Genomic DNA, 23,354 nt, shown 5'->3' with positions numbered 1-23,354 from the left:
GATCGAAACGTCCTCAACCCCCCAAGCGAGGCGTCCATGCGCGACACCCTGGTTTTCGCAACCGTGCTTTTGCCGTTTTTCGCCGCCGTCCTGGCCTTTTTGGCCCGGGGCGCCGCGCCGCGCAAACTGATCATGGTCGCAACCTCCCTGGTCCTCATCACAGCCTCGGCCTGTCTGCTCACCCAGGGGCCTTTCACTCTGGGCGCCTCGCCCATCTTCGAGGCCCTGGTGACCGTGGGCGATTTCGCGCTGCTGGGGATCATCGTCTTTTTCGGCGTCCGCCTGAAAAACCAACTCGTGGTCTGGCTGTCCCTGGGGCAGATCGCCGGGCTGGCCTTCCTGGACTTTTTTCTGGCCGACCATGCCGCCACGGCCCCGGCCTTCTATGTGGACGACTTAAGCCTCGTCATGGTGGCCATCATCTCCATGATCGGCTCGCTGATTGGCGTCTACGCCCTGGGCTACATGAAGGGGCATGAGGAACACCTGCACCTGGAAAAATCCAGGCAGCCCCGGTTCTTTTTCTTCATCATCCTGTTCCTGGGGGCCATGAACGGGCTGGTTCTGGCCGACAGCCTGTCCTGGATGTACTTTTTCTGGGAGATCACCACCCTGTGCTCGTTCGTGCTCATCGGCCACGACGGCACGGACATCGCCCGCAAAAACGCCGAACGCGCCCTGTGGATGAACGTGGTGGGCGGCGCGGCCTTCGTGCTGGGCCTGATCCTGCTTCAAAAGGGGGCCCAAACCCTGTCCCTGCAGGCGCTTCTGGCCATAGCCCCGGAGATTTCGGCCGGGGGCCTTTTGGTGGTCCCGCTGTTCCTTCTGATCTTCGCCGGATTCACCAAGGCCGCCCAGGCCCCGTTCCAGAGCTGGCTGACCGGGGCCATGGTCGCGCCCACCCCGGTGTCGGCCCTTCTGCACTCCTCCACCATGGTCAAGGCCGGGGTGTATCTCATCGTCCGCCTGGCCCCGCTGTTCGTGGGCACCTACCTCTCGGCCCTGGTGGCGCTTTTCGGGGCGTTCTGCTTTCTGGCCATGGCGGCCATGGCCGTGGGCCAGTCCAACGGCAAAAAGATCCTGGCCTATTCCACCATCTCCAACCTAGCCCTGATCATCGCCTGCGCGGGCATCAACACCCCGGCCTCCATCACCGCCGCCGTGCTGCTGATCATCTTCCACGCCGTGTCCAAGGCCCTGCTGTTCATGTGCGTCGGGAGCATCGAACAACGCATCGGCAGCCGGGACATCGAGGACATGCGCGGCCTTTCCCGGGTCATGCCGCGCACGGCGGTTCTCACCGCCATCGGCATCATGACCATGATGCTGCCGCCGTTCGGCATGCTCCTGGCCAAGTGGATGGCCATCGAATCGGCCTCGGCCCAGTTCCTGGTCGTGGCCATGCTGGCCATGGGCAGCGCCCTGACCGTGCTGTTCTGGGCCCGGTGGGCAGGCATGCTCTTTTCCGCCCCCTTCGGCCGGGGCACGCCCGAGGAGCAGCCTCCGTCGGTGCGGCTGCCCCTGACGATCCTGGCCGGGGCCTCCGTGATCTTAAGCCTCGGCGCGCCGTTTCTTTACAACAGGCTGGTGGCCCCCATGGTGGCCATGTACTACGCCGCCCCGGGATATGCCGTGAGCACGGGCGGCATGGAAAACGTCAGCGGCGTCTTCTGGATCTATCCCCTGTTCCTGATCCTCGGCATCGGGTTCATCGTGGCCCTGCGGGCCGCCGGGCGGATCAACCCGGCCGATGTCGCGGCCCCCTACATGTGCGGGGCCCAACGCGACGTGAACGGCCATCCGGGATTCACCGGCCCCATGAACCAGCCCGTGGCGGCGACGCCGGGGAATGCGTACCTGCCCCGGATATTCGGCGAGGAGATGCTTGGCAGATACGCCAATGTGGCCGCCCTGGCGCTTGTGGCGCTCATGCTCGGAGGTGTGCTGTGGTAGGCAAACTCGTCCTGGCCCTTTTGGCCGTGGCGCTCACGCCCCTGGTGGGCGGGCTTCTGGCCGGGGTGGACCGGCGGCTCACGGCCTGGCTGCAGTCGCGCTACGGCCCGCCGGTGTTGCAGCCGTTTTACGACGTGCTCAAACTCCTGGGCAAAACAAAGATGGTGGTCAACCCCTGGCAGGCGCTTTCGGCCTCTGTCTATCTGGCCGCCGCCGTAACCTCGGTGTTTATCTTCTTCATGCAGGGCGACCTGCTTTTGATCTTTTTCGTCCTGACCATCGGCGCGGTGTTCCTGGTGGTCGGCGCCCTGTCCGCCCCCTCGCCCTACAGCCAGATCGGCGGCCAGCGCGAGCTGTGGCAGATGCTGGCCTACGAGCCGCTTCTGATCCTGGTCTTCGTGTCCATGGCCATGGTCACGGGCAGCTTCAGGATCACGGCCATCCTCGAGCATCCCACGCCGCTTCTCTATGACCTGCCCCTGATGTTCATCGTCCTGGGCTATGTCCTGACCATCAAGCTGCGCAAATCCCCCTTCGACATCTCGGCCAGCCAGCACGCCCACCAGGAGATCGTACGCGGGGTGCTCACGGAATATTCCGGGCCGCATCTGGCCCTTCTGGAAATCGCCCACTGGTTCGAGGTGGTCCTGGTGCTCGGCATCTGCTCGCTTTTTTTCGCCACCAGCGCCCTGGGCGTAGTGGTCCTTCTGGCGGCCACCTATTTCCTGGAGATCCTTATCGACAACGTCATGGCCCGCATGACCTGGCGCTGGATGCTGCGCTCGGTCCTGACCGTGGGGCTGGTGTTGTCGCTGGTCAACATCCTGTGGCTGTACGTGGCCTAACCCCTTGCCGGGACATCACAAGAGAGCCGAACCCATGTTCACCGACCTGATCAACAAGGGACGCCTCAAATCGCCGTGGATCATGCACTTCGACTGCGGCAGCTGCAACGGCTGCGACATCGAGGTTCTGGCCTGCCTGACGCCGATGTACGACATCGAACGCTTCGGCATCGTCAACGTGGGCAACCCCAAGCACGCCGACGTGCTCCTGGTCACCGGCACGGTGAACCACCGCAACAAGCATGTCTTGAAAAACCTCTACGACCAGATGCCCGACCCAAAGGCGGTCATCGCCATCGGGGCCTGCGGCCTGTCCGGGGGGATTTTCCGCGAGGCCTACAATGTGGTTGGCGGCGTGGACAAGGTCATCCCCGTGGACGTGTACGTGCCGGGCTGTCCGGCCAGGCCCGAGGCCATCATCGACGGCGTGGTCAAGGCCCTGGAGGCGGTCAAGGTCAAGCTGGGGCTTACGGCCTAGGCGCCCGCGACCCGAGACGTTTCGAAACGCAGTTCCCGGCGCGCCGCGCCCACCGGACCCGACAACACCACAAGGACGCCGCCTGACATGGACGCATCCCCCATCACCGCCCAAGGGCTCGTGGCCCTGGCCAAGGAAAAGTTCGCCGCCGGATACCGCCTGCTGACCTTAAGCTGCGTGGATCTGGGCGAGGCGGGCTTGGACATCCTCTACCACTACGACAAGAACCTGCATCTTGAGAACTACCGCCTGACCGTGCCGCGCGGCGAGACCGTGCCGAGCATCTCCGGGGTCTACTTCGCCGCGCTTTTGGTGGAAAACGAGATACGCGACCAGTTCGGGGTGTGCTTCGACGGGATCGTGCTCGATTTCGGCGGAACCCTGTACCTGGAGGACGAGGTGCGCACCTCGCCGTTTTGCAAGTTCAGCGTCTCCCAAACAAAACCCAGCGAGGGATAGCATTCATGGCCCGCACCATCCTGCCGTTCGGTCCCCAGCATCCCGTGCTGCCGGAACCGCTGCATTTGAAGCTCGTGGTCGAGGACGAGATCGTCCTTGAGGCCGTTCCCGCCCTGGGCTACGTCCACCGGGGCCTGGAGAAGCTGTGCGAAGTCCGCGACGTGAACCAGATGATCCAGGTCGTGGAGCGGGTGTGCGGCATCTGTTCCTGCCTGCACGCCGTGTGCTACTGCCAGGGCATCGAGGCCCTGCTTTCCCTGGACGTGCCGCCCCGGGCCAAATACCTCCGGGTGATCTGGGGCGAGCTGCACCGCATGCACAGCCACCTGTTGTGGCTTGGGCTTTTCGCCGACGCCTTCGGCTTCGAGAGCCTTTTTATGCAGTGCTGGAAGGTGCGCGAGCGGATCATGGACATCATGGAGGCCACCTGCGGCAACCGGGTGGTGGTCTCGGTGAACGTGATCGGCGGGGTGCGCCGCGACCTGTCTCCCGAGCAGTGCTCGTGGATCCTGGAGCAGCTGGCCATTGCCGAAAAGGACGTCAAACGCCTGCAATCCACCCTTCTCACCGACTACACCGTGTGCAAGCGCACCAAGGGCAAGGGCGTGCTCACGGGCGAGCAGGCCTATCAGCTCGGCGCGGCCGGGCCGACGCTTCGCGGCAGCGGCGTGGCCCAGGACGCCCGGCAGGAGAATTATGCGGCCTACGGGGGACTGGAGTTCGCGCCGGTGACCGAGCCCGACGGCGACTCCTACGCCAGAAGCGCGGTGCGTTTCCGGGAGACCCTGCAATCCATCGATCTGGTGCGCCAGGCCATCGCCCGCATGCCCGGCGGCGAGATCGCCGTGACCACCAAGGCCAGGCCCCAGGGCGAGGTCACCATGCGCGTGGAGCAGCCGCGCGGCGAGCTTTTCTACTACATCAAGGCCGACGGCACGAAAAACCTGGACCGGGTGCGCATCCGCACCCCGACGTTCGCCAACATCCCGCCGCTTCTGGCCATGCTGCCGGGCATCGAACTGGCCGACGTGCCCGTGGTGGTGCTCTCCATCGACCCGTGCATCAGCTGCACCGAACGTTAAGACAAGGAGCGCGGTTCCATGTTCACCATGACCAAAAACGTCGTGCGCAACCTTTTGACCAAAAGCGCCACGCGGCTCTATCCCTTCGACGTTCGCGAGCCCTTCGAGGGCTACCGGGGGCGGCTGGACAACCGCATTGAGGACTGCATCTTCTGCAAGACCTGCCAGGTGAAATGTCCGTCGCAGTGCATCACCGTGGACGCCAAGGCCGGGACGTGGGACTGCGATCCGTTCGCCTGCGTGTACTGCGCCATCTGCGTGGACCACTGCCCGGTCAAGTGCCTTTTCATGGACAACACCCACCGCAAGCCCTCGGCCGAACGGGAGATGATCCATCTCCAGGGCACGCCGAAAAAGAAGAAGACCCCGGCGGCCAAGGCCGCGCCTGCGCAAGACGCCGCGCCCGCGTCGCCCGCTCCCGAAGGCGAGGCGGCAGCCCCACAGGCCCCCGAGACCCCTTCCGGCGACACGAAATAGCGCGCCAGCTTCGGTGAAGGCCTTCACGCCCGCCGCATGGAGCTTTCCATGCGGCGGGCGTCCCTTTTCCCCTCCCCCCTGCCCGCTCTCTCCCCGCGCCCATCCCGCGCGCCGGGGATCACTATTTGCCATGCCCGCCGGGAAAGGCTATTTCATTTAAAAAACGGATAAAAAACCAAGGACCGAAACGACATGGACCCGAACTCGCTTATCGTCCTCGTGGTGGTCATCCTGGCCATGGTGGTGGGCGCGGTCATCGGCGCGCGCCTGCGGCGCAAATAGCCCCGCCGGTTCAACACCCGCACGGGACACGCGACATGCCCCTTTCCGCCCCCATCACCACCTATGCCGTTTACGCGGCCCTGGCCGCCGTGGTCATTTTCGCCGCCGCGCGCGACATGCGCACGGGGAAAATTCCCAACGCCGTAACCTTTCCGGCCGTCCTGGCCTTTGCCGCCGCCCACGCCGTCCTTTCCGGCCTGCCCGGCTTCTGGTTCTCTCTGGCCGGGTGCGGCGCGGGGCTGACCTTCCTGCTCGTACCGTACCTGTTCGGCTATCTGGGCGCGGGCGACGTCAAGCTCATGGCCGTGGTGGGCGCGGCCCTCGGACTGCACGCCCTGTTGACGGTCTTTTTGTTCACCAGCATCGCCGGGGGCGCGCACATCATGCTGCATCTGTGGCTGTCGCCCGCCCCGGCCGATCCGGCCTCCGGCCCGGGCGAAGGGGAGAAACCCGCCAAACGCCGCGCCTTCCGGGTGCGCTACGGCGCGGCCATCGCCGTGGGGACCGTGGCGGCCATGCTGTGGAACCTGTCGGGCCGGGCTTACATTTCCCTCTTCTGATACCGACCGGGCCTTGCCGCCCGCCCCGGGTTCCCGTATAGACAAACCGGGAAACCACGGCGTCTTTTCGCATCCCCCCTCGCCAGTCTCTCCGGCGGCATGGCCGTTTTCCCATCCCACGACGGTTGCGTCCCGAAAAAGGAAACGCCATGTCCGGTCCCCAGCGCGGCCCGTTGCGCCGCCTTATCCGGGCCTTCGGATTCACCCTGCTGATCCTGGTCCTTGCGGGCCTGGCCATACCCCTTGTCGGCCTTCTTCCCGACGACACGGGGCAGGGGGAGGCCCTGCTCGCCCGCCGCGAACCGGCCGCCGCACGCCCCTTCTTCGAACGCGCCGCACGGGGCGGCTCGGCCCGGGCGGCCTGGTGGCTGGGGCGCATGCAGGAGGAGGGCCTGGGCACGGCCCCCGATGCCGAAAAAGCCCTGGCGCTCTACCAGCGCGCGGCCCGCATGGGAAACCGCGACGCCCAAAAGCGCGTGGCCGACCTGCTGTCCGCCCCCAGGCCCGGCGCGCCGAACTCCCCCACCCCGGACGACCTGGCCCAGGCCGCCGCCTGGTACATGCGGGCCGGACAACGCGACGACAACGAGGCCCGGTTCCAGGCGGGCCTGTGCTGGCAAGACGGCAGGGGCGTGCCCAAAAACCTGGAGAAAGCCCTGTTATGGTTCACCCGGGCGGCCCGGCGCGGCCATGTCCAGGCCATGGTCCAGGCCGCAGAAACGCATCTTGCCTTGGCCCGCGACCCCTTGCGGCAAAAAAACCGGGCGGACGATCTTTCCCGGGCCCATGGCTGGCTGGTCGCCGCCGCCCAGGCAGGCCAGGCCGCAGCCATGTTCCGCCTGGGCGAACTGTGCCGCGACGGGATCTGGCCCGACGCCCGGCCGGGCGACGACCTGGCGTGGTTTTCACGGGCCGCCACGGCCGGGGACGCCAGGGCCCAATATCTCCTGGGACAGCGCCATGAACGGGGCGAAGGCGTGGACGCCTTCCCCCTGGAGGCGGCGGCATGGTACCGGATGGCCGCCGACCAGGGCCATGTGGCGGCCATGATGCGCCTGGCGGAGATGTATTTCGACGGCCAGGGGGTGTTTCGGGATCGCGCCGAGGCCATACGCCTGCGGGAGGCCGCCGGGTCAGCCGATGCCGCTGCGCGGGCCGCCCTGTGCAACCTGTACGCTGCAGGCCTCCCGGCCGCCCGGGACTACGCCGCCGCCGCAGGCTGGTGCCGCCAGGCCGCCGGGGACGGGGACGCCCGCTCCCGCTATCTCTACGGACTGCTTCTGGAACGCGGCCTGGGCACGCCCCGGGACGAACTGGAAAGCGCCAAGTGGCTGGCGGCGGCGGCCGGGCAGGGCATGCCCCAGGCCCAGTACGCCCTGGCCCTCTTCTATCTGGGCGGACGTGGGGTGATCCGGGACGCGGCCCAGGCCTTCTCCCTGTGCCGCAAGGCCGCCGAGCAAGGCCTGCCCGAGGCCCAGACCCTTCTGGCCTCCATGTACGACGAGGAACTGCGCTCCACGCGCAACTATGCCCAGGCCCTGCGCTGGTATCGCCGGGCCGCCGGGGCCGGGGATGCGACCGCCCAGTTCAACCTGGCCTCCATGTTCGGCAAGGGCGTTGGGGCGCCCGCCGACCCGGCCCAGGCCCTGGAATGGTTCACCCGGGCGGCCCAGGCCGGAGATCCCCGGGCCGCCTTCAACGTGGGACTTTTACACCTCTCGGGGGCGGCCGCCCCCCCGGATGAGGTCCAGGCCCTGGACTGGTTCCTGAAGGCCGCCCGGGCCGGGGACGCCAAGGCCCGGCTCATGGCGGCGCTCATGTACCAGCGCGGCCAGGGCGCGGCGAAAAATCCCCGCGAGGCTTTCCGACTGGCCCGGATGGCCGCCCACCAGGGGGTGGCCCAGGCCCAGGCCATGCTCGGAGCGGCCTATTTCGAGGGGCGCACCGTGTCCCGCAACCTGCCGGAGTCCTATTTCTGGCTCTGTCTGGCCACCAGGGAGCCTTCGACGGAGTTTGACGTGGCCCAGGCGGCCAGGGCCAGGGCGCAGGTGGAAAAACGGCTCCCCCCGCAGCAACTCGCCGCCATCAGGGAACGTGTAGCGGGCTTTAGCCCCCGGCCGGCCGATCCGGCCCGGGAAGACGACGGGCTGGCCGCCGTGCAATTCCTGGCCGCCCCGTCCGGCCCCACATTGCCCGGCAAGACAGCGGACAGGGAGGATTCCGAGGTGTACGGAATTTTTTGATCCCGCACTTCCCCCCTGCGCACTCTTGACAGTCCGTTGTCTTTGGCTTTTTCTTCATCGCGACTTCGCCAGTTCCCGCAACCACAAGGAGCATCCATGAAACGCCTTCTCGCGTGCCTCGTGATCCTGACCGCCCTGGCGGCCGCAACCGCCCACGCCCAGCCAAGCGCTCCCCGGGAGATCGCCGGGATCGCCCTGGGCGCGGACGTCAAGGATCTCGCCCAACGCCTGGACCTCAGCAAAGCGGTTCCCTTGTGGGACAAACCCTATCTCACCCGGGCCAACATCCAGCCCACCAAGGGCTTCCGCACCGGCTACGTGCTGTTCGGCAATTGCGCCAACCCCGGCAGGATCGTGCGCATCAAGCTCAAATACCAGGATAAGGATCCGTCCTTTTTCCGCACCACCGGCCGGACCCTGACCACCCGCTACGGCGACCCCAAGCCGCTCATGTCCGACCAGGGCGCCCTGTACCTTGGCATGGCCTGGAAATTCGGGAACATCAAAACAGGGGTGACCGCGCTGTTGCTCGAACATGCCGCAGGCGACGATCCCGAGGACACCGAGGGCACCTCCATCCGGCTCACGGACAACGCCATGCTGGACCTGGAACACGAGTGCTACGAAAAAACCCGCCAAAAGGAACCGCAGGTACAGCCGTCGTTTCCGCTTTTCGAGATCAAAGAGGATTGGTTGCTTCCGAAATAATTCAGGGACGATCTTTTCGAAAATGCATGCCGGGCAGGGGACGCCCGGCATGCATTTTTTTCGGAAACGAAAATTTGCCTATGATATCGTTGAGAAAAACCCTGCCGCGTTGACACAAAATCCGTTGCGGGTCTATAGACCGTGGGTGTCTGCGGCGTTTTCACGCTGTGTCCCATCCGGTTGCGGGCGCACTCGGAAGACCCCGGGCACGACAGTTCCACCCACAAGGAGAGATGCATATGGCCCTTCGGATCGGCATTAACGGATTCGGCCGTATCGGCCGGTATTTGATCAGGCTCCTGGCGGACGACCCCGAGGTTTCCGTGGTTGCGGTCAACGCCAGGGCGGACAATCCCCAAATGGCCCATCTGCTCAAATACGATTCGGTGCACGGTCGTTTCCCCGGCACGGTTTTGGCCACGGACGACGGACTTTCCATCAACGGCGCCCCGGTGAAGATCACCCGGCACGGGGTCGGGGAATGGGCCTGGGGCGAACTGGGGTGCGATCTGGTGGTCGAGTCCACGGGCAAGTTCAACGACCGCGAAAGCTGTGAAAAGCACCTGGCCCGGGGGGCCAAGACCGTGGTCATCAGCGCCCCGGCCAAGGGCGAGGACGTGACCATCGTCATGGGCGTCAACCAGCACCAGCTCCAGCCCGAGCACAAGATCATCTCCAACGCCTCCTGCACCACCAACTGTCTGGCCCCGGTGGTCAAGGTGCTGCACGACGCCTTCGGCATGAAGCACGGCATCATGACCACCATCCATTCCTATACCATGAGCCAGCGTATCCTGGACGGCTCCCACAAGGACTGGCGACGCGGCCGGGCCTGCGCCGTGTCCATGATCCCCACCACCACGGGCGCGGCCCGGGCCGTGACCAAGGTCATCCCCGAACTGGCCGGACGGCTTGACGGCATGTCCATCCGGGTGCCCACCCCCAACGTCTCCCTGGTGGATCTGGTGGCCGAGCTGGAGACCCCCACGGACACGGCGGGCATGCTGGCCGTGCTCAAGGCCGCCGCAAACGATCATATGGGCTATACCGACGAACCCCTGGTGTCCGTGGATTTCATGGGCGACACCCATGGCGGCGTGGTGGATGCCGCCGCCTCCCAGGTCTTGGACGGCTCTCTGGCCAAGGTGCTCATCTGGTACGACAACGAGGCCGGGTTCACCAACCAGCTTCTGCGCCTGATCAAGCTGGCCGGATCTATGATGTAGGCCTGCACGGCACATTCTGTATCATAAGCGCCGGAGGCCGTCGTCTCCGGCGCTTTTTTCGTACGCCGCCCCCCTGAAAACGGGATGAAACCGGGCTTTGGCAGGGGAATCGTTCTTGACGCCGGTATCGACCCTCCGTATTTTGTCTTACGCGGCATGGAGTCGCGCGATGAGTCCCTGGTTCGCCATCCTTTAAGCCCCCACCCGCCATGCCCAAACGCATCCTTGCCGTTGACGACGAAAAAATGAACCTGCGGGTGTTAAGCGGCCTGTTGCGCTCCATGGGGCATGATCCGGTCCTGGCGGAGAGCGGCGAAAAAGCCCTGGAAGTCCTGGATCCGAGCATAGATCTGGTCCTTTTGGACGTCATGATGCCGGACATGGACGGCTTCCATGTGGCCAAAAAAATCCGCGAACGCACCGATGTAGGCGACGTGCCCATCATCATGGTCACGGCCCTGTCCGGCAAACAGGACCGGCTTTCGGCCGTGGAGGCCGGGGCCAACGACTTCATCGCCAAGCCCATCGACCTCACGGAACTGCGGGTGCGCATGGATTCGCTTCTGAAAATGAAGCACTCCCAGGACCAGGTGAAACGCTACCAGGCCGAACTTGAGGAAATGGTGGCGGTGCGCACCAGCGCCCTGCGCATGGCCCTGGAAAATCTTGAGGAATCCCAGAAGACCATCCTGGCCGCCCACCGCGAAACCATTTACCGCCTGGCCTCGGCCGCTGAATTCAAGGATGAGGAAACGGCCAACCATATCACGCGGATGAGCCGGTATTGCGCCAGCCTGGCCGCAAACCTCGGGCTGCACAAGGGCGAGGTGGAACTGGTGGAGCAGGCCAGCCCCATGCATGACATCGGCAAGATCGGCATTCCCGACTCCATCCTGCTCAAACCCGGCAAGCTCACCCCCGACGAATGGGAGCTGATGAAAAAGCATACCATCTTCGGGTCGCGCATCCTGGGTTCGTCCACCTTCGAGCTTTTGCGGGCAGGCGAAATCATCGCCCTGTCGCACCATGAGAAATGGGACGGCTCGGGCTATCCCAAGGGCCTTGCCGGGGAGGACATCCCCCTTTTCGGACGCATCTGCGCCGTGGCCGACGTGTATGACGCCCTGACCAGCAAGCGCCCCTACAAGGAGGCCTTCACCGACGAGGTGTCCCTGGACATCATGCGGGCCGGGCGCGGCAGCCATTTCGATCCGCGCATCCTGGATTGTTTCCTCGACAACTTTGACAGCATTCTCGACATCAAACGCCGCTATTCCGATTGAGGCGTCCCGTCCGCCATGCCCGACTCACCCCCGACATCCATCCCCCGCGCACACCCCGAACAGGAATCCTCCCGCAGCGACGCCAGCCCCGGCGGCAGCGAGGCCATGTACCGCCTGCTGGCCGAAAACATGCTCGACCTCATCTGCCTGCATGATCTGGACGGCACCTACCGCTATGCCAGCCCCGCCTGCCGCGAGGTCATGGGCGTCGAGCCGGAGGCCCTGATCGGAACCCGGCCGGGCCGTTTCATCCTCCCGGAGGATCTGCCCCGCGTCAACGAGGTCTTCGCCCGCTTCGCCCGGGGCGACGAGTCCAGCCGGGACATCACCTTTCGCATCCGCAACGCCGAGGGACGGCTGCGCTGGTTTGAAGTCCGCATTTCGCTGGTGCGCGACGCGACCGGATTGGGCGCAGGCCCCGGGCTCATTTCCGTCACCCGGGACATCACCCGCCGCAAGGCCATCACGGAGGCCCTTGTCCGCGAGTCCCAGATCAGCCGGACCATGTCCCATTTGTCCCAGAGCATGATGGGATCGCGCAGTCTGGCGGAGATTTGCGCGGCCACCCGGCGGGTGGCCATGCTCCTGACCAGGAGCGCCCAGGCCTTGGCCTGCCCCGTCGATCCGGCCGCCTTGGCCGGACTGGACATGGCCGAATCGCCCGGGGAGGTTCCCGGGGCCGACGCCGACGAGCTCCCCTGCCCGGATGCCGCCTTCGTGAACCCGGCCCTGGCCCCCTGTCTGGCCCGGCTGTCCCCCGGACACGACGCCGCGCCCCGTCCGCGCCCGCCGCAGGGGGGCCAGCCGTCATCCCTTCCCCCGGACACCGGGATGGCGGCACACTGCCCCGGCTGCCTGGGGGCGCAGGCCATGGCCGACGGACGTACCGTGGGCCTTCTGATCGTCGCCGCCCCCGCCCGGCCATACACCGGCAAGGACCGGATCATCATCGACCGGCTGGCCTCCATCATGGCCCTGGGCATCTGCCGCGTTCAGGCTGAAGGCCAACTGGTTGCGGCCAGGGAGGCCTCCGAGGCCGCCAACCGCATGAAAAGCGAATTCCTGGCCAACATGAGCCACGAGATCCGCACGCCCTTAAACGGCCTCCTGGGCATGTTGCAACTGCTCCAGGGCACCTGTCTCGACGCCGAGCAGGACGACTACGTGGACACGGCCCTTCGTTCGGGCCATCGCCTGACCGCCCTTTTAAGCGACATCCTGGATCTGGCCCGGGTGGAGGCCGGAAAGCTCTGCCTGGGTCGCGAACCCTTCGACCTGCGCGACGTGTTCGCGGCCGTGGCCGACACCTTCGGCCCGGTATGTCGGGAACGTGGCATTGATCTGATCCTGCACATGGACGCCACCCTGCCCCGGCTCTATCTGGGCGATGAGGTGCGCGTGCGCCAGGTGGTCTTCAATCTGGTGGGAAACGCCGTGAAATTTACGGAAATCGGCGAGATACACCTGGAGGCCTATCCCCTGCCCACCCCCGAGCCGGGGACGGCCCGGGTCTTTTTCACCATCTCGGACACGGGCATCGGCATTCCCGAGACCAAGCTCGACTCCATCTTCGATTCCTTCACCCAGGCCGACGGGGCCGTGACCCGCAAATATGAAGGTGCGGGGCTGGGGCTGGCCATCGTCAAGCACCTGGTGGAACTCATGGACGGGCATCTTGTGCTGGAAACCGAATTCGGTGAGGGCACGACCGTATCCTGCTGCCTGCATCTGGACCTGTCCGCCACGAGCCCGGCCCCGGCCAAAGGCCCGCTGCTTTCGGGAGAGATGGCCCACGGGGCGAACCTGCGCGTGCTTATCGTGGAGGACGAGCGCATCAACCGGATGACCCTGCGCCGGATGCTGGAAAAGATGGGACATGCCGTGGCCGAGGCTGAAAACGGCTTGGCAGCCCTGGACATCCTGAGCCGGGAGGGGTTCGACTGCATCCTCATGGACATCCAGATGCCCACGCTTGGCGGCCTTGAGACCCTGGCCATCCTGCGCAACGATCCGGCCTTCGCCCACCGGGCCGGGATACCGGTCATCGCGCTCACGGCCCACGCCATGTCCGGCGACCGGGAGCGGTTTTTGGCGGCGGGCATGGACGGCTACATGGCCAAGCCCATCGAGGTCTCGGATCTGCGGCGGCTGCTCGGGAGCATCGGCCCCGCCTGACCGACGGCCCGGCTACAGGTTTTTTTGCCCCGAGGCCAGTTCCTCCAGCCGCTCCACGTCACGCAGCACCACCGCCTGCCCGTCCAGAACGATGAGCCCGTCGTCGGCCATCTTGCGCAGCACCCGGGACAGGGTCTCCGGGATCGTACCCAGGTATCCGGCCAACTGTCCCTTGGGCAGCTCCAGGTCCAGGCGCATCTTCTTTTGGGCCGAATGCAGCAAAAGCAGGTGGGCGGCCAGCCTGGCAGGCACCTCCTTGAGACTCAACTCCTCGATCTTTTGGACGAAAAACCGCAGGCGGGCGGAGAGCAAGGCCAGCATGGACATGGCCAGTTCCGGATCGTCGCGTAAAAGCGCCGCAAAGCCCCGGCGCGGAAAAAATAAAAGCTCGCTGTCCTCCAAGGCCTGGGCGTCGGCCGGGAACACCCCGCCCTGGAACACCACCACCTCGGCAAAGGCCGCGCCCGGGCCGAACACATGCAGGATGTGCTCCTTGCCCGACGGCGAGGAGCGGTAGATGCGCACCTTGCCCGAGGCCACGCTGTAGAAGCCGTCGGCCGCCTCCCCGGCCCGGAAGATCACCCGCCCCCGCTCCCGCCGCCTCACCTCGGCCACGGCCGCAAGCTCCGCGATCTTGTCCGGGGCAAGTCCGGCAAACATCTCCATCCCGGCCACGGCCGCTTTTTTGTCGATTCCAGGCATGGGCTTTCGATTCCTGGTTTTTTGACCTACGTCAAGGCCAGCCCGGCCCGTTCGGGATACACCACGCCAAAAGGATCGCCGCCCATGTCCGAACACACCTTCCGCCTCACCACCTGCCGGGGCCTCGACCCGGCCCCCGGGGCCCGGCCCTGTCCCCATGCCCTGCCCTGCGACACGGACATGGCCGGACTGTTAGGCCACACCCTCACCGAAGCGGGCTGGCCCGCGTTTTTGGCCGAAAAAGAACCCTCCATCCGCCACCATCAGGCCATAAAGGTCGTACTGGCCGGATGCCCCAACGCCTGCGCCGGCCCCCAAGTGGCGGACTTCGGGCTCATCCGGGCCTGCCGCCCGGCCCGCGAGCCCGACCGGTGCACGGGCTGCGGGGCCTGCGCTGCGGCCTGTCCCGAACGCCTTGTGGCCATCACCCCGGACGGGCCGGTCATCGACCGCACATCGTGCCTGGGCTGCGGCCTGTGCGTCCGGGCCTGCCCCCATGAGGCCCTGGCCCTGGACCGCTTAGGCTGGCGGGTCATGGCCGGGGGGCGGCTGGGACGGCATCCGGCCCTGGCCGTAGAGCTTCCGGGTCTTTTTTCCGACGCCGAGGCCGCCGCCTGCCTGGCGCGCCTGGCGGCCTTTTTCATGGCCCGGCATCGTCCCGGGGTGCGCCTGTCCGCCCTTTTGCCCAAGGACGCCACGGCCGTGGGCCAAATCCTGCGCGGCGAGGCGCCGACCTTGAGGTCCGGGCCATCCCCCGGCCATCCCCAGGCCCGCGCCCGCGCACGACATCGGACATAACCGCCCATGGCCGCCCTGTCGCTTCTCCCCGCCGTCCTGGCCTTTGCGCTCACCGCCGCCCACGGCCTGCGCCTCGGCGACATGGGGCTTTTTTCGGCCTGCCTGGGCTGTGCGGGGCTGCTTTTTTCCCGCCGGGCCTTCGTCCGGCTGGCCGCCATCCCGCTTCTGGGCGGCGCGGCGCTTTTTTGGGCGAATACGGCCCTGGAACTGGCCGCCCTGCGCCGGGCCTTCGGCGAACCCTGGCTGCGGCTGGGCCTGATCCTCGGCGGGGTGGCCGCCCTGTGCCTGGCCGCGGCCTGGCTGCTGACCACAACCTCGGCGAAAAAACGCTTTCCAGGCGGCGCGGGCACGGCCACGCTCCAGGCCGCCGCCATGGTCCTGACCATGGCCATCCTGGAGCTGGCCCGGGCCAAGGCGGGCATTTCCATCCTCCTCGCCGACCGCTTCTTTCCGGGCTTTGGACGTCTGGAGATCCTGGCCCTGGCCGTCTACGCCGCGCTCTTAGCCGGGGCCATGGCCGACCCGGCCCGGGCCAGACGGCTTCGGCCGCGCTACTGGGGCCTTTTCTCGGCCGTGTTCTTCGCCCAACTCGCCCTGGGGCTGGCCGGGCTGCCCGATTTCCTCATGACCGGCGCGCTGCACCTGCCCGTGCCGGCGCTCATCGTCGGCGGCCCCCTCTACCGGGGCGGCGGCTTTTTCATGCCCATCCTGTACCTGTCCACGCTTTTTCTCGTGGGACCGGCCTGGTGTTCGCACCTGTGCTACATCGGGGCCTGGGACGACGCCGCCTCACGCCTTGGCCCCAAGCCACCCGCCTCCCTGCCGCGCCACGCCTGGCTCACGCGCTCCCTGGCCCTGGCCCTGACGGTCCTTTCCGCCCTGGCCTTGCGGCTCCTGGGCGTCCCCGGCCTCACGGCCGCCATCCTGGCCGCCGCCTTCGGCCTCGTCGGCGTCTTGGTCATGCTGGCCGTCTCCCGACGCCGGGGCATGATGGTCCACTGCACGGCCTATTGCCCCATCGGCCTTGTCGGCAACCTGCTTGGCAGGCTCTCGCCCTGGCGGCTGCGCATGGACGCCGGATGCGACCGCTTTTCCCGCTGCGGCCGCTGCTCCCAGGCCTGCCGCTACGGGGCCCTGTCCGAGCGCGACGTCTCCCTGGGCCGCCCGGGGCTCTCCTGCACCCTGTGCGGCGACTGCGTGGGCGTGTGCCCCAGAAAAAACCCCGCCTCCCACATGGGCTACCGCCTGTTCGGCCTTTCGCCCGACATCTCCCGCCAGATCTTTCTGGCCGTGGTCATCTCGCTGCACGCCGTCTTCCTGGGCGTGGCGCGGATTTAGGCCTCCGGCGGCCAGGGGAGAACCCTTTTTGGAAAAAGGGTTCTCCCCTGGACCCCTCTCCCAAAAACTTTCAATAGCTTTGCCTCTTCCCGCCCACAGGTATACCGTTTCCCGCAAACTCCCCGCCTTTCCGGGCGCGTAGCCGCGCAAGCCTTGCTTGCGCGGCTACGCGCCCGGGAACGGGGGGTCCGGGGGGAATGATTCCCCCCGGGCGGGGTCTGGGGCGGCGGCCCCATCCCCGGAAAAATCTTGCCCCTTTTGACTTACGTCAAGGGCGCATCGGGCCAGGGGATGTATCTCTTGTCCCAACACGGCAAATGCCAACTTTCAACAGGAGGACGTGAACATGTTTTGTTACCAATGCGAACAGACCGCCAAGGGTCTCGGCTGTGACAAGCTCGGCGTGTGCGGCAAAAAGCCCGAGGTGTCCGATCTCCAGGATCTCCTGGTCTACGCCTTGTGCGGACTGTCCCAGGTGGCCCACGCGGCCAGGGAAAAGGGCGTGGTGGACCCCGAGGTCAACCATTTCACCATGGCCGCCATGTTCTCCACCCTGACCAACGTCAATTTCGACCCCGAGCGGTTTCCGGCCCTGATTGAAAAGACCGTGGCCATGCGCAAGGCCCTGGCGGCCAAGGCGGGCCTGGCCGTCACCGGCGGCCCGGCGGACTATGAACCGGCGAAATCCCTGGACGGCCTTACCGCCCAGGGCCATGAGCACGGGCTCAAAAGCATTCCGGCCGTGGACCCCGACGTCTTGTCGCTGAAGCATACGCTCATTTTCGGCCTCAAGGGCGTGGCCGCCTATGCCGACCATGCCGCCATCCTGGGGCATACGGACGACGCCGTGGCCGAGTTCACGCACAAGGCCCTGGCGGCGGTTTTCGACCCCTCCCTGGACCTGGGGGCCATGGTCGCCCTGGTCCTCGAATGCGGCCAGGCCAACCTCAAGGCCATGGAGCTGCTCGACGCGGCCAACACCGGAACCTACGGCCACCCCGTACCCACCGAGGTTCCCCTGGGGGCCAAGGCGGGCAAGGCCATCCTGGTTTCGGGGCATGATCTGAAAGACCTGCACGATCTTTTGAAGCAGACCGAGGGCAAGGGCATTTTCATCTACACCCACGGCGAAATGCTGCCCTGCCACGGCTATCCGGAACTGAAAAAATTCAAGCATTTTTACGGCCACTACGGCACGGCCTGGCAGAACCAGCAGAAGGAATTCGCGGTCTTCCCAGGGGCCATCCTCATGACCACCAACTGCATCCAGAAGCCCGGGGCCGTCTATCAGGACAACATCTTCACCACGGGCCTTGTGGGCTGGCCGGGCGTGACCCACGTCAAAAACGGCGACTTCGGCCCGGTCATCGCCAAGGCCCTGGCCATGCCGGGATTTGCCGAGGACACGGACAAGGGATCGGTCATGGTGGGATTCGCCAGAAACGCCATCCTGGGCGTGGCCGGAGCGGTCATCGACGCGGTCAAGGCCGGAAAGATCCGCCACTTCTTCCTGGTGGCCGGTTGCGACGGGGCCAAGCCCGGGCGCAACTACTACACCGAGTTTGTGGAGAAGGCCCCGGCCGACACCGTGATCCTGACCCTGGCCTGCGGCAAGTTCCGCTTCTTCGACCAAAAGCTCGGCGACATCGGCGGCATCCCGCGCCTTCTGGACATCGGCCAGTGCAACGACGCCTATTCGGCCATCCAGGTGGCCGTGGCCCTGGCCAAGGCCTTCGAGTGCGGGGTCAACGACCTGCCCCTGTCCATGGTCCTGTCCTGGTACGAGCAAAAGGCCGTGGCCATTCTGCTCACGCTTTTGTCGCTGGGCATCAAAAACATCCGACTGGGACCGTCCCTGCCCGCCTTTTTGACGCCCAACGTCCTGAAGTTCCTGGTGGAAACCTATGACATCAAACCCATCACCACGCCTGACGAGGACTTGAAGGCCATCCTCGGCTAGCCGGGGTCCATGCACAACACCTGAGGCCAGGGGAGGCTGATCCGGATTCGGTCGAAGCCTCCCCGACCCAAGGGTCAAAGGAAGACATATGAACGCCACGCGAAAGATCATCGAAATCGACGAAAAGCTGTGCAACGGCTGCGGCCAGTGCATCACGGGCTGCGCCGAGGGGGCGCTGCGCATCGTGGACGGCAAGGCCCGGCTTGTGGCCGAGCGGTATTGCGACGGCCTGGGGGCCTGCCTCGGCGAATGCCCCACGGGCGCGCTCAAAATCGTCGAACGCCCGGCCGAGGCCTTTGACGAGCAGGCCGTGCAGGCCATGCTGGCCGCCGAAAAGGCCGCTCCCATGCCCTGCGGCTGCCCATCAAGCAACGTGATGACCCTTTCGCCGTGCGAGAAGGCCAACGCCCCCACAGGGTTCGCCGCCTCCGCCGCCGGAGCCTCCATGTCGGGAACGGGACGGACCTCGGCCCTGTCCCACTGGCCCATCCAGTTGCGGCTCATCCCGCCCGACGCGCCGTTTCTGCGCGGGGCGAGCCTGCTTCTGGCCGCAGACTGCGTTCCGGCCTCGTTTCCGGGCTACCACGACTTCCTGGCCGGACGTTGCGTGGCCATCGGCTGCCCCAAGTTCGACGACGCGGCGGCCTACGTGGCCAAGCTGACGGACATGATCCGGACCTCGGGCATCTCGGACATCACGGTCCTGGAGATGGAGGTGCCGTGCTGCCACGGGCTGCACCGCATCGCCCTGGCGGCCGTGGAGGGATCGGGCTGCAACCTGCCGGTGAAGCGCGTCGTGGTGTCGCGCCGGGGCGAGATCATCGCCCGGGAGATGGTGGGCGGCCTGTCCAGGCCGCAGGGTGCGTGCGCCTGCATGGGGTAGTCCCGGTCATGGGCAAGGCTTGCCCATGCGGTTTGCGAAACGCATCCTGAAAGGACTGTATTCAAAATACTTCGTCTTTTTCAGCGGTTCGGCGGAATGCCGCCATGCGCCTGCATGGGACAGGGCCTTTTCAAAAGAACAACGACCCGGCGCGTTTCGTTTGCCCGGGCCATCAGGGAGGACAGACTATGCGCAAGACCAATCTGTTCGAGGCAGGGACGTTCAAGGAGACGGGCTTCGGCAAGCTTTTGGTGCACGACTCGCCGTATTTCAAGATCCTGAACTTCAATTTCGAGCCGGGCCAGGAACTGCCCATCCACTCCCACGACCTGGAGGGGCAACTGTCCATCGCGGTCATCGAGGGCGAGGGGGAGTTTCTGGCCGAGGGCGGGACCATGCCCGCCCGGGCAGGCGACGTGCTGGTGTCGGACATCGCCGAGCCGCACGGGGTGCGGGCCGCGACCCGCATGCGGGTGCTGGTGACCATCGCCCCGCCCATTTGAGGCTACGGGGCCGGTCGCACGCTCCCCACATCCAACACCTCTTCCCCAGGCGGGTTTCCAAAGGGGCTGCGCCCCTTTGGCCGCCGGAGGCTTTCCCCCTGCCCTACCCTGCCCTATCCTGCCCTATCCTGCCCTGCCCGGCCCGCGACCCACAGACCTATCCGGCCATGGTCTTGTTGCGGCCGCCGCGTTTGGCGGCGTACATGGCCTGGTCCACCCGGGTCAGCCAGTCCTCCAGGCCTTCCCCGGGCCGGTATTCGGCCACGCCCAGGCTTATCGTCAACCGAACCCCGTCTGAAAACCAGTGGGCCGCAACCGTCTGGCGCAGTTTCTCGGCCACGCCAAAGGCGGCATGGTCGTCCGTGCGCGGGGCCAGGATCAAAAACTCCTCGCCGCCCCAGCGAAACACGTAGTCCACGGAACGCATGCTGGTTACGGCCAGCCGCCCCAGATCCGCCAGCACCTTGTCGCCCACGGCATGGCCCAGGGTGTCGTTGATGGTCTTGAAATGGTCGATGTCGAACATCAAAAGCGAGACATGGTCGGCATAACGCCGGGCCAGCTCCATCTCCCGGACCACCACCTCGTCGAACTTGCGGCGGTTGAAAAGCCCGGTCAGACAGTCCACCGTGGCCAGCTTGCCCAATTCTTCGTTGGCGATCTCCAGAGAGCGCCTGTCGGCCACGATATCGTTGACCAGGGGCCGAAACAGCATCACGCCCATGAAGGCCAGGATGGCCAATGTCCCGAGAAAAAACGCCAGCGGCAGACGGTCCAAAAGGAAAAGACTCTGTCCGCTCTCGCTTTGATGATGCAGGAGCAGGGCGTCCAGCCCGGCCAAAAGCTCCAGGCCGCCCGTCTCATGGAGGCGGATGATCAAGGCATGGGACAAGGGCTTCCCGGCCTGGACCTGCCGGGCCACGGTACGGGCCGTGTTCACGAACACGTCCAGACGCCGCGTGCTCTCCAGCCAGGAGTCGGCGTCCGGAGGGGCCAAATCTCCGATCTGGAGACTGCCCAGCCGGGCATGGATCGAAAGCAGTTCGCGCAGGGCCCCCTGCATCTCGCCAAGGGCCGCATCCCGGACGGACGGCTGGGCTGCGCGATCCGCGACAAAGCCGAGGATCACCACGCTCTGGGCCAGCATGCGCTGCCGCACGCTCAGGTCGATCACCACGGCCCGACGCCTTTCCAGGTCCATGCTCCTGTCCAGAAACAGATACGACCCCCCGGCCAGGGCGGCCAGGAGCAGCAGGGCGCTGGCGTAACGCCAGGTCAAGGCGAATTTGGTCATGCGGCTTCCTGGCGCAGGGTTGGCCCGGCGCGCGACGACCCCCTGCAGGGGGCCAACACATCGAATGCGGAAACGCTGGCGTATTCCGGAATTCACCCCGCCCGTTCATACATCCCGGGGCGGGTACTGCATCAGGATTGTTGGCGCGTAAACGAGATGCTGCCGGGGAACGCAGAAAAAGCCGCCCCCTGGACCGTCGAGACATATCACACTCGACAAAAAAGGAAAGCCCCGCAGGTCGCAGCGATCAAATTCCCCTGCCGCAACCGGGGGCCAGGACACGGAATGTCGGGGCTGTCCCATCCACCGCAACGGCCGGACGGGGATGCGCGCTAAAAGCCCACGACGCACTCGTCCGGGGCGAACCGCTTCTCGAACTCCCGGCCCCAGCCGCACATGCGCTCCAGGATGGGAATGACGCTTTCCCCCAGTGGCGTCAGGGCGTATTCCACCCGGGGAGGCACCTCGGGATGCACGTGCCGACTGACCATGCCGTCGGCCTCAAGCTCCCGAAGCTGCTGGGTGAGCATCTTCTGGGTGATGTTGGGCATGGCCTTTTTCAGCTCCCCGAACCGCCGCACCCCCTCCATGTGCAGCCGCCACAGGATGATGGGCTTCCACTTGCCGCCGATGACCTGGAGGCACAGCTCGATGGTGCAGTAATATTCGCGCCCGCCCAGGGTCTTGAGGGTGCAGGCCCCGCCGGGACGCTCTTCGATGGCGCTCATGGACGCTCGCTCCTTTCCGTACGGCTTGTTTCATCCGCCCGTGATGTCACGGCAGATACCGCCGCCCGGCGCAATAGTTTCCTTTAGCATACTACCATACTTATTTGTGCCTGCTTGCTTTTTCAACAGTACTACATAAAATCCCCCCAAGTGTAAAGAAGACACCAGCCTTGAAAGGAGAACGCCATGGACGCCTTGGAAGCCATCCACACCCGGCGCAGCATCCGCAAGTTCGACGGCAAGCCCGTCTCCCCCGGACAGATCGAAACCCTCCTGCGCGCGGCCATGGCCGCGCCCAGCGCCGGGAACGCCCAGCCCTGGCGGTTCCTGGTCGTCACGGACAGGGACATCCTGGACAGGATACCGGACATTCATCCCTATGCGGCCATGGTCCGCACCGCGCCGGTCGGCATCCTGGTCCTGGGCGACGCCAGCCTGGAAAAATACCCGGGCTACTGGGTGCTGGACTGCGCCGCCGCCATCCAGAACATGCTCCTGGCTGCCCGGGCCACAGGGCTTGGCTCGGTATGGACCGGCGTCTATCCGACGCCGGAACGGGTGGCGGCCTTTTCCAAGATGTTCGCCCTGCCCGGGCACATCATCCCCCATTCCTTCGTGGTCGTCGGGCATCCGGTCCAGTCTCCCGGCCCCGTTGACCGCTTCAACCCCGCGCGGATCGACGAAAACGCCTTTGTGGGCAAATAGCCCCAACCTCAAACCACATCCACAACCGGAGGCCTCGCATGAAAATCTCCCTTGGCGCGGAAACCCTGGCCGCCCCCACCCCGGCCTGGCTGGTGGGCTCTTACGACGCGGCAGGCGCGCCCAACATCATGACCATCGCCTGGGGCGGCATCTGCTGCTCCAAGCCGCCCTGCCTGGCCGTGTCCCTGCGCGCCGCCACCCATACCCACGGGGCCATCATGGCCCGCCGAGCCTTCACCGTGTCCATCCCCTCCGTGGCCCAGGCCGCCGCCACGGATTACGCGGGCATGGTTTCCGGAAAAAACACGGACAAATTCGCGGCCCTGGGGCTGACTGCGGTCAAAAGCGAGCTGGTGGACGCGCCCTATGTGGGCGAATGCCCGCTCATCGTCGAATGCGCCGTGCTGCATGTCTTCGAACTTGGGCTGCACACCCAGTTCGTGGGCGAGATCAAGGACGTGAAGGCCGACGCGGCCATCCTGGACGAAAAGGGGCATGTCGACCCGCAAAAGGCCCGGTTTTTCACCTACATCCCCGGCGCGCGGCGCTATGTGGCCCTTGGCGCGGACATCGGCCAGGGATTTTCCATCGGCAAGGCCGCCGTGGCCGGATAGCGGAGGAGGAGCCTTCGGCGACCAGGGAGGAAACTTTTGAAAAAGTTTCCTCCCTGGA

The 23,354-nt window shown here is 65.9% G+C and carries 22 protein-coding genes; 19 read left to right on the top strand and 3 right to left on the bottom strand.

Annotation, left to right across the window (positions count from 1 at the left end; translation table 11 throughout):
- The first annotated feature begins 36 nt into the window (after positions 1–36).
- The 12 genes from GD606_RS14615 to GD606_RS14560 all read left to right on the top strand — a co-directional run bounded on the left by GD606_RS14615 (position 37) and on the right by GD606_RS14560 (position 13,771).
- A complete protein-coding gene (locus GD606_RS14615; RefSeq protein WP_163300813.1) occupies positions 37–1,953 on the top strand; it encodes an NADH-quinone oxidoreductase subunit 5 family protein in 1,917 nt (638 codons plus the stop codon).
- Entirely contained in the window at positions 1,947–2,798 is an 852-nt protein-coding gene (locus GD606_RS14610) for a respiratory chain complex I subunit 1 family protein (protein ID WP_163300812.1), read from the top strand. Before GD606_RS14615 ends, GD606_RS14610 begins: the two co-directional genes overlap by 7 nt.
- A gap of 34 nt (positions 2,799–2,832) precedes the next feature.
- A complete protein-coding gene (locus GD606_RS14605; protein WP_163300811.1) occupies positions 2,833–3,276 on the top strand; it encodes an NADH-quinone oxidoreductase subunit B family protein in 444 nt (147 codons plus the stop codon).
- 87 nt (positions 3,277–3,363) lie between these two features.
- Positions 3,364–3,735, top strand: a complete 372-nt coding sequence (locus GD606_RS14600) for an NADH-quinone oxidoreductase subunit C (protein ID WP_163300810.1) — start codon at positions 3,364–3,366, stop codon at positions 3,733–3,735.
- A gap of 5 nt (positions 3,736–3,740) precedes the next feature.
- Positions 3,741–4,817, top strand: coding sequence for a hydrogenase large subunit (locus GD606_RS14595; protein ID WP_163300809.1), 1,077 nt, complete (start codon positions 3,741–3,743; stop codon positions 4,815–4,817).
- An 18-nt stretch (positions 4,818–4,835) separates the two neighbouring features.
- Complete coding sequence (locus tag GD606_RS14590) at positions 4,836–5,294, top strand: 4Fe-4S ferredoxin (RefSeq protein ID WP_246298823.1); 459 nt, start codon at positions 4,836–4,838, stop codon at positions 5,292–5,294.
- A 317-nt stretch (positions 5,295–5,611) separates the two neighbouring features.
- Positions 5,612–6,136 carry an A24 family peptidase gene (locus GD606_RS14585; protein ID WP_163300808.1) on the top strand — a complete coding sequence of 175 codons (525 nt, stop codon included), beginning with the start codon at positions 5,612–5,614 and terminating at the stop codon, positions 6,134–6,136.
- Between the two features lie 149 nt (positions 6,137–6,285).
- The gene (locus GD606_RS14580) at positions 6,286–8,379 is read left to right on the top strand and encodes a tetratricopeptide repeat protein (protein WP_163300807.1); all 2,094 of its coding nucleotides are present in this window, start codon (positions 6,286–6,288) and stop codon (positions 8,377–8,379) included.
- Between the two features lie 96 nt (positions 8,380–8,475).
- Positions 8,476–9,087 (top strand): hypothetical protein, encoded by a 612-nt coding sequence (locus GD606_RS14575; protein ID WP_163300806.1) that lies wholly within the window; start codon positions 8,476–8,478, stop codon positions 9,085–9,087.
- Between the two features lie 239 nt (positions 9,088–9,326).
- The gene (gene gap, locus GD606_RS14570) at positions 9,327–10,313 is read left to right on the top strand and encodes a type I glyceraldehyde-3-phosphate dehydrogenase (RefSeq protein WP_163300805.1); all 987 of its coding nucleotides are present in this window, start codon (positions 9,327–9,329) and stop codon (positions 10,311–10,313) included.
- Between the two features lie 209 nt (positions 10,314–10,522).
- Complete coding sequence (locus GD606_RS14565) at positions 10,523–11,596, top strand: HD domain-containing phosphohydrolase (RefSeq protein WP_163300804.1); 1,074 nt, start codon at positions 10,523–10,525, stop codon at positions 11,594–11,596.
- A 15-nt stretch (positions 11,597–11,611) separates the two neighbouring features.
- Complete coding sequence (locus GD606_RS14560; protein ID WP_163300803.1) at positions 11,612–13,771, top strand: response regulator; 2,160 nt, start codon at positions 11,612–11,614, stop codon at positions 13,769–13,771.
- A 12-nt stretch (positions 13,772–13,783) separates the two neighbouring features.
- Here the strand turns inward: GD606_RS14560 and GD606_RS14555 are convergent, their stop codons facing one another.
- The gene (locus GD606_RS14555) at positions 13,784–14,473 is read right to left on the bottom strand and encodes a Crp/Fnr family transcriptional regulator (protein WP_211922080.1); all 690 of its coding nucleotides are present in this window, start codon (positions 14,471–14,473) and stop codon (positions 13,784–13,786) included.
- An 84-nt stretch (positions 14,474–14,557) separates the two neighbouring features.
- On the opposite strand from GD606_RS14555, the gene GD606_RS14550 reads away from it, so the two are divergent.
- The 5 genes from GD606_RS14550 (at position 14,558) to GD606_RS14530 (ending at position 19,955) form a co-directional block, all read left to right on the top strand.
- Entirely contained in the window at positions 14,558–15,271 is a 714-nt protein-coding gene (locus tag GD606_RS14550) for a 4Fe-4S binding protein (protein ID WP_163300802.1), read from the top strand.
- Between the two features lie 6 nt (positions 15,272–15,277).
- Positions 15,278–16,609: a 4Fe-4S binding protein gene (locus GD606_RS14545; RefSeq protein ID WP_163300801.1), complete on the top strand. Its 1,332-nt coding sequence runs from the start codon at positions 15,278–15,280 to the stop codon at positions 16,607–16,609.
- 346 nt (positions 16,610–16,955) lie between these two features.
- The gene (gene hcp / locus GD606_RS14540) at positions 16,956–18,569 is read left to right on the top strand and encodes a hydroxylamine reductase (protein WP_163300800.1); all 1,614 of its coding nucleotides are present in this window, start codon (positions 16,956–16,958) and stop codon (positions 18,567–18,569) included.
- Between the two features lie 88 nt (positions 18,570–18,657).
- Positions 18,658–19,452: an ATP-binding protein gene (locus GD606_RS14535; RefSeq protein WP_163300799.1), complete on the top strand. Its 795-nt coding sequence runs from the start codon at positions 18,658–18,660 to the stop codon at positions 19,450–19,452.
- 188 nt (positions 19,453–19,640) lie between these two features.
- The gene (locus GD606_RS14530) at positions 19,641–19,955 is read left to right on the top strand and encodes a cupin domain-containing protein (RefSeq protein ID WP_163300798.1); all 315 of its coding nucleotides are present in this window, start codon (positions 19,641–19,643) and stop codon (positions 19,953–19,955) included.
- Positions 19,956–20,112: 157 nt separating this feature from the next.
- Here GD606_RS14530 and GD606_RS14525 read toward each other — a convergent pair whose 3' ends face one another.
- The gene (locus tag GD606_RS14525) at positions 20,113–21,249 is read right to left on the bottom strand and encodes a GGDEF domain-containing protein (protein WP_163300797.1); all 1,137 of its coding nucleotides are present in this window, start codon (positions 21,247–21,249) and stop codon (positions 20,113–20,115) included.
- A 332-nt stretch (positions 21,250–21,581) separates the two neighbouring features.
- Entirely contained in the window at positions 21,582–21,977 is a 396-nt protein-coding gene (locus GD606_RS14520) for a winged helix-turn-helix transcriptional regulator (RefSeq protein WP_163300796.1), read from the bottom strand.
- 186 nt (positions 21,978–22,163) lie between these two features.
- On the opposite strand from GD606_RS14520, the gene GD606_RS14515 reads away from it, so the two are divergent.
- On the top strand, positions 22,164–22,682 hold the full coding sequence (locus tag GD606_RS14515) for a nitroreductase family protein (protein ID WP_163300795.1): 519 nt from the start codon (positions 22,164–22,166) through the stop codon (positions 22,680–22,682).
- A 38-nt stretch (positions 22,683–22,720) separates the two neighbouring features.
- Complete coding sequence (locus tag GD606_RS14510; protein ID WP_163300794.1) at positions 22,721–23,296, top strand: flavin reductase family protein; 576 nt, start codon at positions 22,721–22,723, stop codon at positions 23,294–23,296.
- The last annotated feature ends 58 nt before the right edge of the window (positions 23,297–23,354 follow it).

It is taken from the genome of Desulfolutivibrio sulfodismutans DSM 3696 (genome assembly GCF_013376455.1).
In the GTDB taxonomy this organism is placed as follows: domain Bacteria; phylum Desulfobacterota; class Desulfovibrionia; order Desulfovibrionales; family Desulfovibrionaceae; genus Desulfolutivibrio; species Desulfolutivibrio sulfodismutans.
Note: the sequence above shows the minus strand (reverse complement) of the source record. Positions and strands in the feature narration are given on the sequence as shown.

Excerpts from the sequence above, each read along its gene's own strand:
- GD606_RS14615 (WP_163300813.1), top strand. The coding sequence starts at position 37 with ATGCGCGACACCCTGGTTTTCGCAACCGTGCTTTTGCCGTTTTTCGCC.
- GD606_RS14605 (WP_163300811.1), top strand. The coding sequence starts at position 2,833 with ATGTTCACCGACCTGATCAACAAGGGACGCCTCAAATCGCCGTGGATC.
- GD606_RS14600 (WP_163300810.1), top strand. The coding sequence starts at position 3,364 with ATGGACGCATCCCCCATCACCGCCCAAGGGCTCGTGGCCCTGGCCAAG.
- GD606_RS14595 (WP_163300809.1), top strand. The coding sequence starts at position 3,741 with ATGGCCCGCACCATCCTGCCGTTCGGTCCCCAGCATCCCGTGCTGCCG.
- GD606_RS14590 (WP_246298823.1), top strand. The coding sequence starts at position 4,836 with ATGTTCACCATGACCAAAAACGTCGTGCGCAACCTTTTGACCAAAAGC.
- GD606_RS14585 (WP_163300808.1), top strand. The coding sequence starts at position 5,612 with ATGCCCCTTTCCGCCCCCATCACCACCTATGCCGTTTACGCGGCCCTG.
- GD606_RS14580 (WP_163300807.1), top strand. The coding sequence starts at position 6,286 with ATGTCCGGTCCCCAGCGCGGCCCGTTGCGCCGCCTTATCCGGGCCTTC.
- GD606_RS14575 (WP_163300806.1), top strand. The coding sequence starts at position 8,476 with ATGAAACGCCTTCTCGCGTGCCTCGTGATCCTGACCGCCCTGGCGGCC.
- gap (WP_163300805.1), top strand. The coding sequence starts at position 9,327 with ATGGCCCTTCGGATCGGCATTAACGGATTCGGCCGTATCGGCCGGTAT.
- GD606_RS14565 (WP_163300804.1), top strand. The coding sequence starts at position 10,523 with ATGCCCAAACGCATCCTTGCCGTTGACGACGAAAAAATGAACCTGCGG.
- GD606_RS14560 (WP_163300803.1), top strand. The coding sequence starts at position 11,612 with ATGCCCGACTCACCCCCGACATCCATCCCCCGCGCACACCCCGAACAG.
- GD606_RS14555 (WP_211922080.1), bottom strand. The coding sequence starts at position 14,473 with ATGCCTGGAATCGACAAAAAAGCGGCCGTGGCCGGGATGGAGATGTTT.
- GD606_RS14550 (WP_163300802.1), top strand. The coding sequence starts at position 14,558 with ATGTCCGAACACACCTTCCGCCTCACCACCTGCCGGGGCCTCGACCCG.
- GD606_RS14545 (WP_163300801.1), top strand. The coding sequence starts at position 15,278 with ATGGCCGCCCTGTCGCTTCTCCCCGCCGTCCTGGCCTTTGCGCTCACC.
- hcp (WP_163300800.1), top strand. The coding sequence starts at position 16,956 with ATGTTTTGTTACCAATGCGAACAGACCGCCAAGGGTCTCGGCTGTGAC.
- GD606_RS14535 (WP_163300799.1), top strand. The coding sequence starts at position 18,658 with ATGAACGCCACGCGAAAGATCATCGAAATCGACGAAAAGCTGTGCAAC.
- GD606_RS14530 (WP_163300798.1), top strand. The coding sequence starts at position 19,641 with ATGCGCAAGACCAATCTGTTCGAGGCAGGGACGTTCAAGGAGACGGGC.
- GD606_RS14525 (WP_163300797.1), bottom strand. The coding sequence starts at position 21,249 with ATGACCAAATTCGCCTTGACCTGGCGTTACGCCAGCGCCCTGCTGCTC.
- GD606_RS14520 (WP_163300796.1), bottom strand. The coding sequence starts at position 21,977 with ATGAGCGCCATCGAAGAGCGTCCCGGCGGGGCCTGCACCCTCAAGACC.
- GD606_RS14515 (WP_163300795.1), top strand. The coding sequence starts at position 22,164 with ATGGACGCCTTGGAAGCCATCCACACCCGGCGCAGCATCCGCAAGTTC.
- GD606_RS14510 (WP_163300794.1), top strand. The coding sequence starts at position 22,721 with ATGAAAATCTCCCTTGGCGCGGAAACCCTGGCCGCCCCCACCCCGGCC.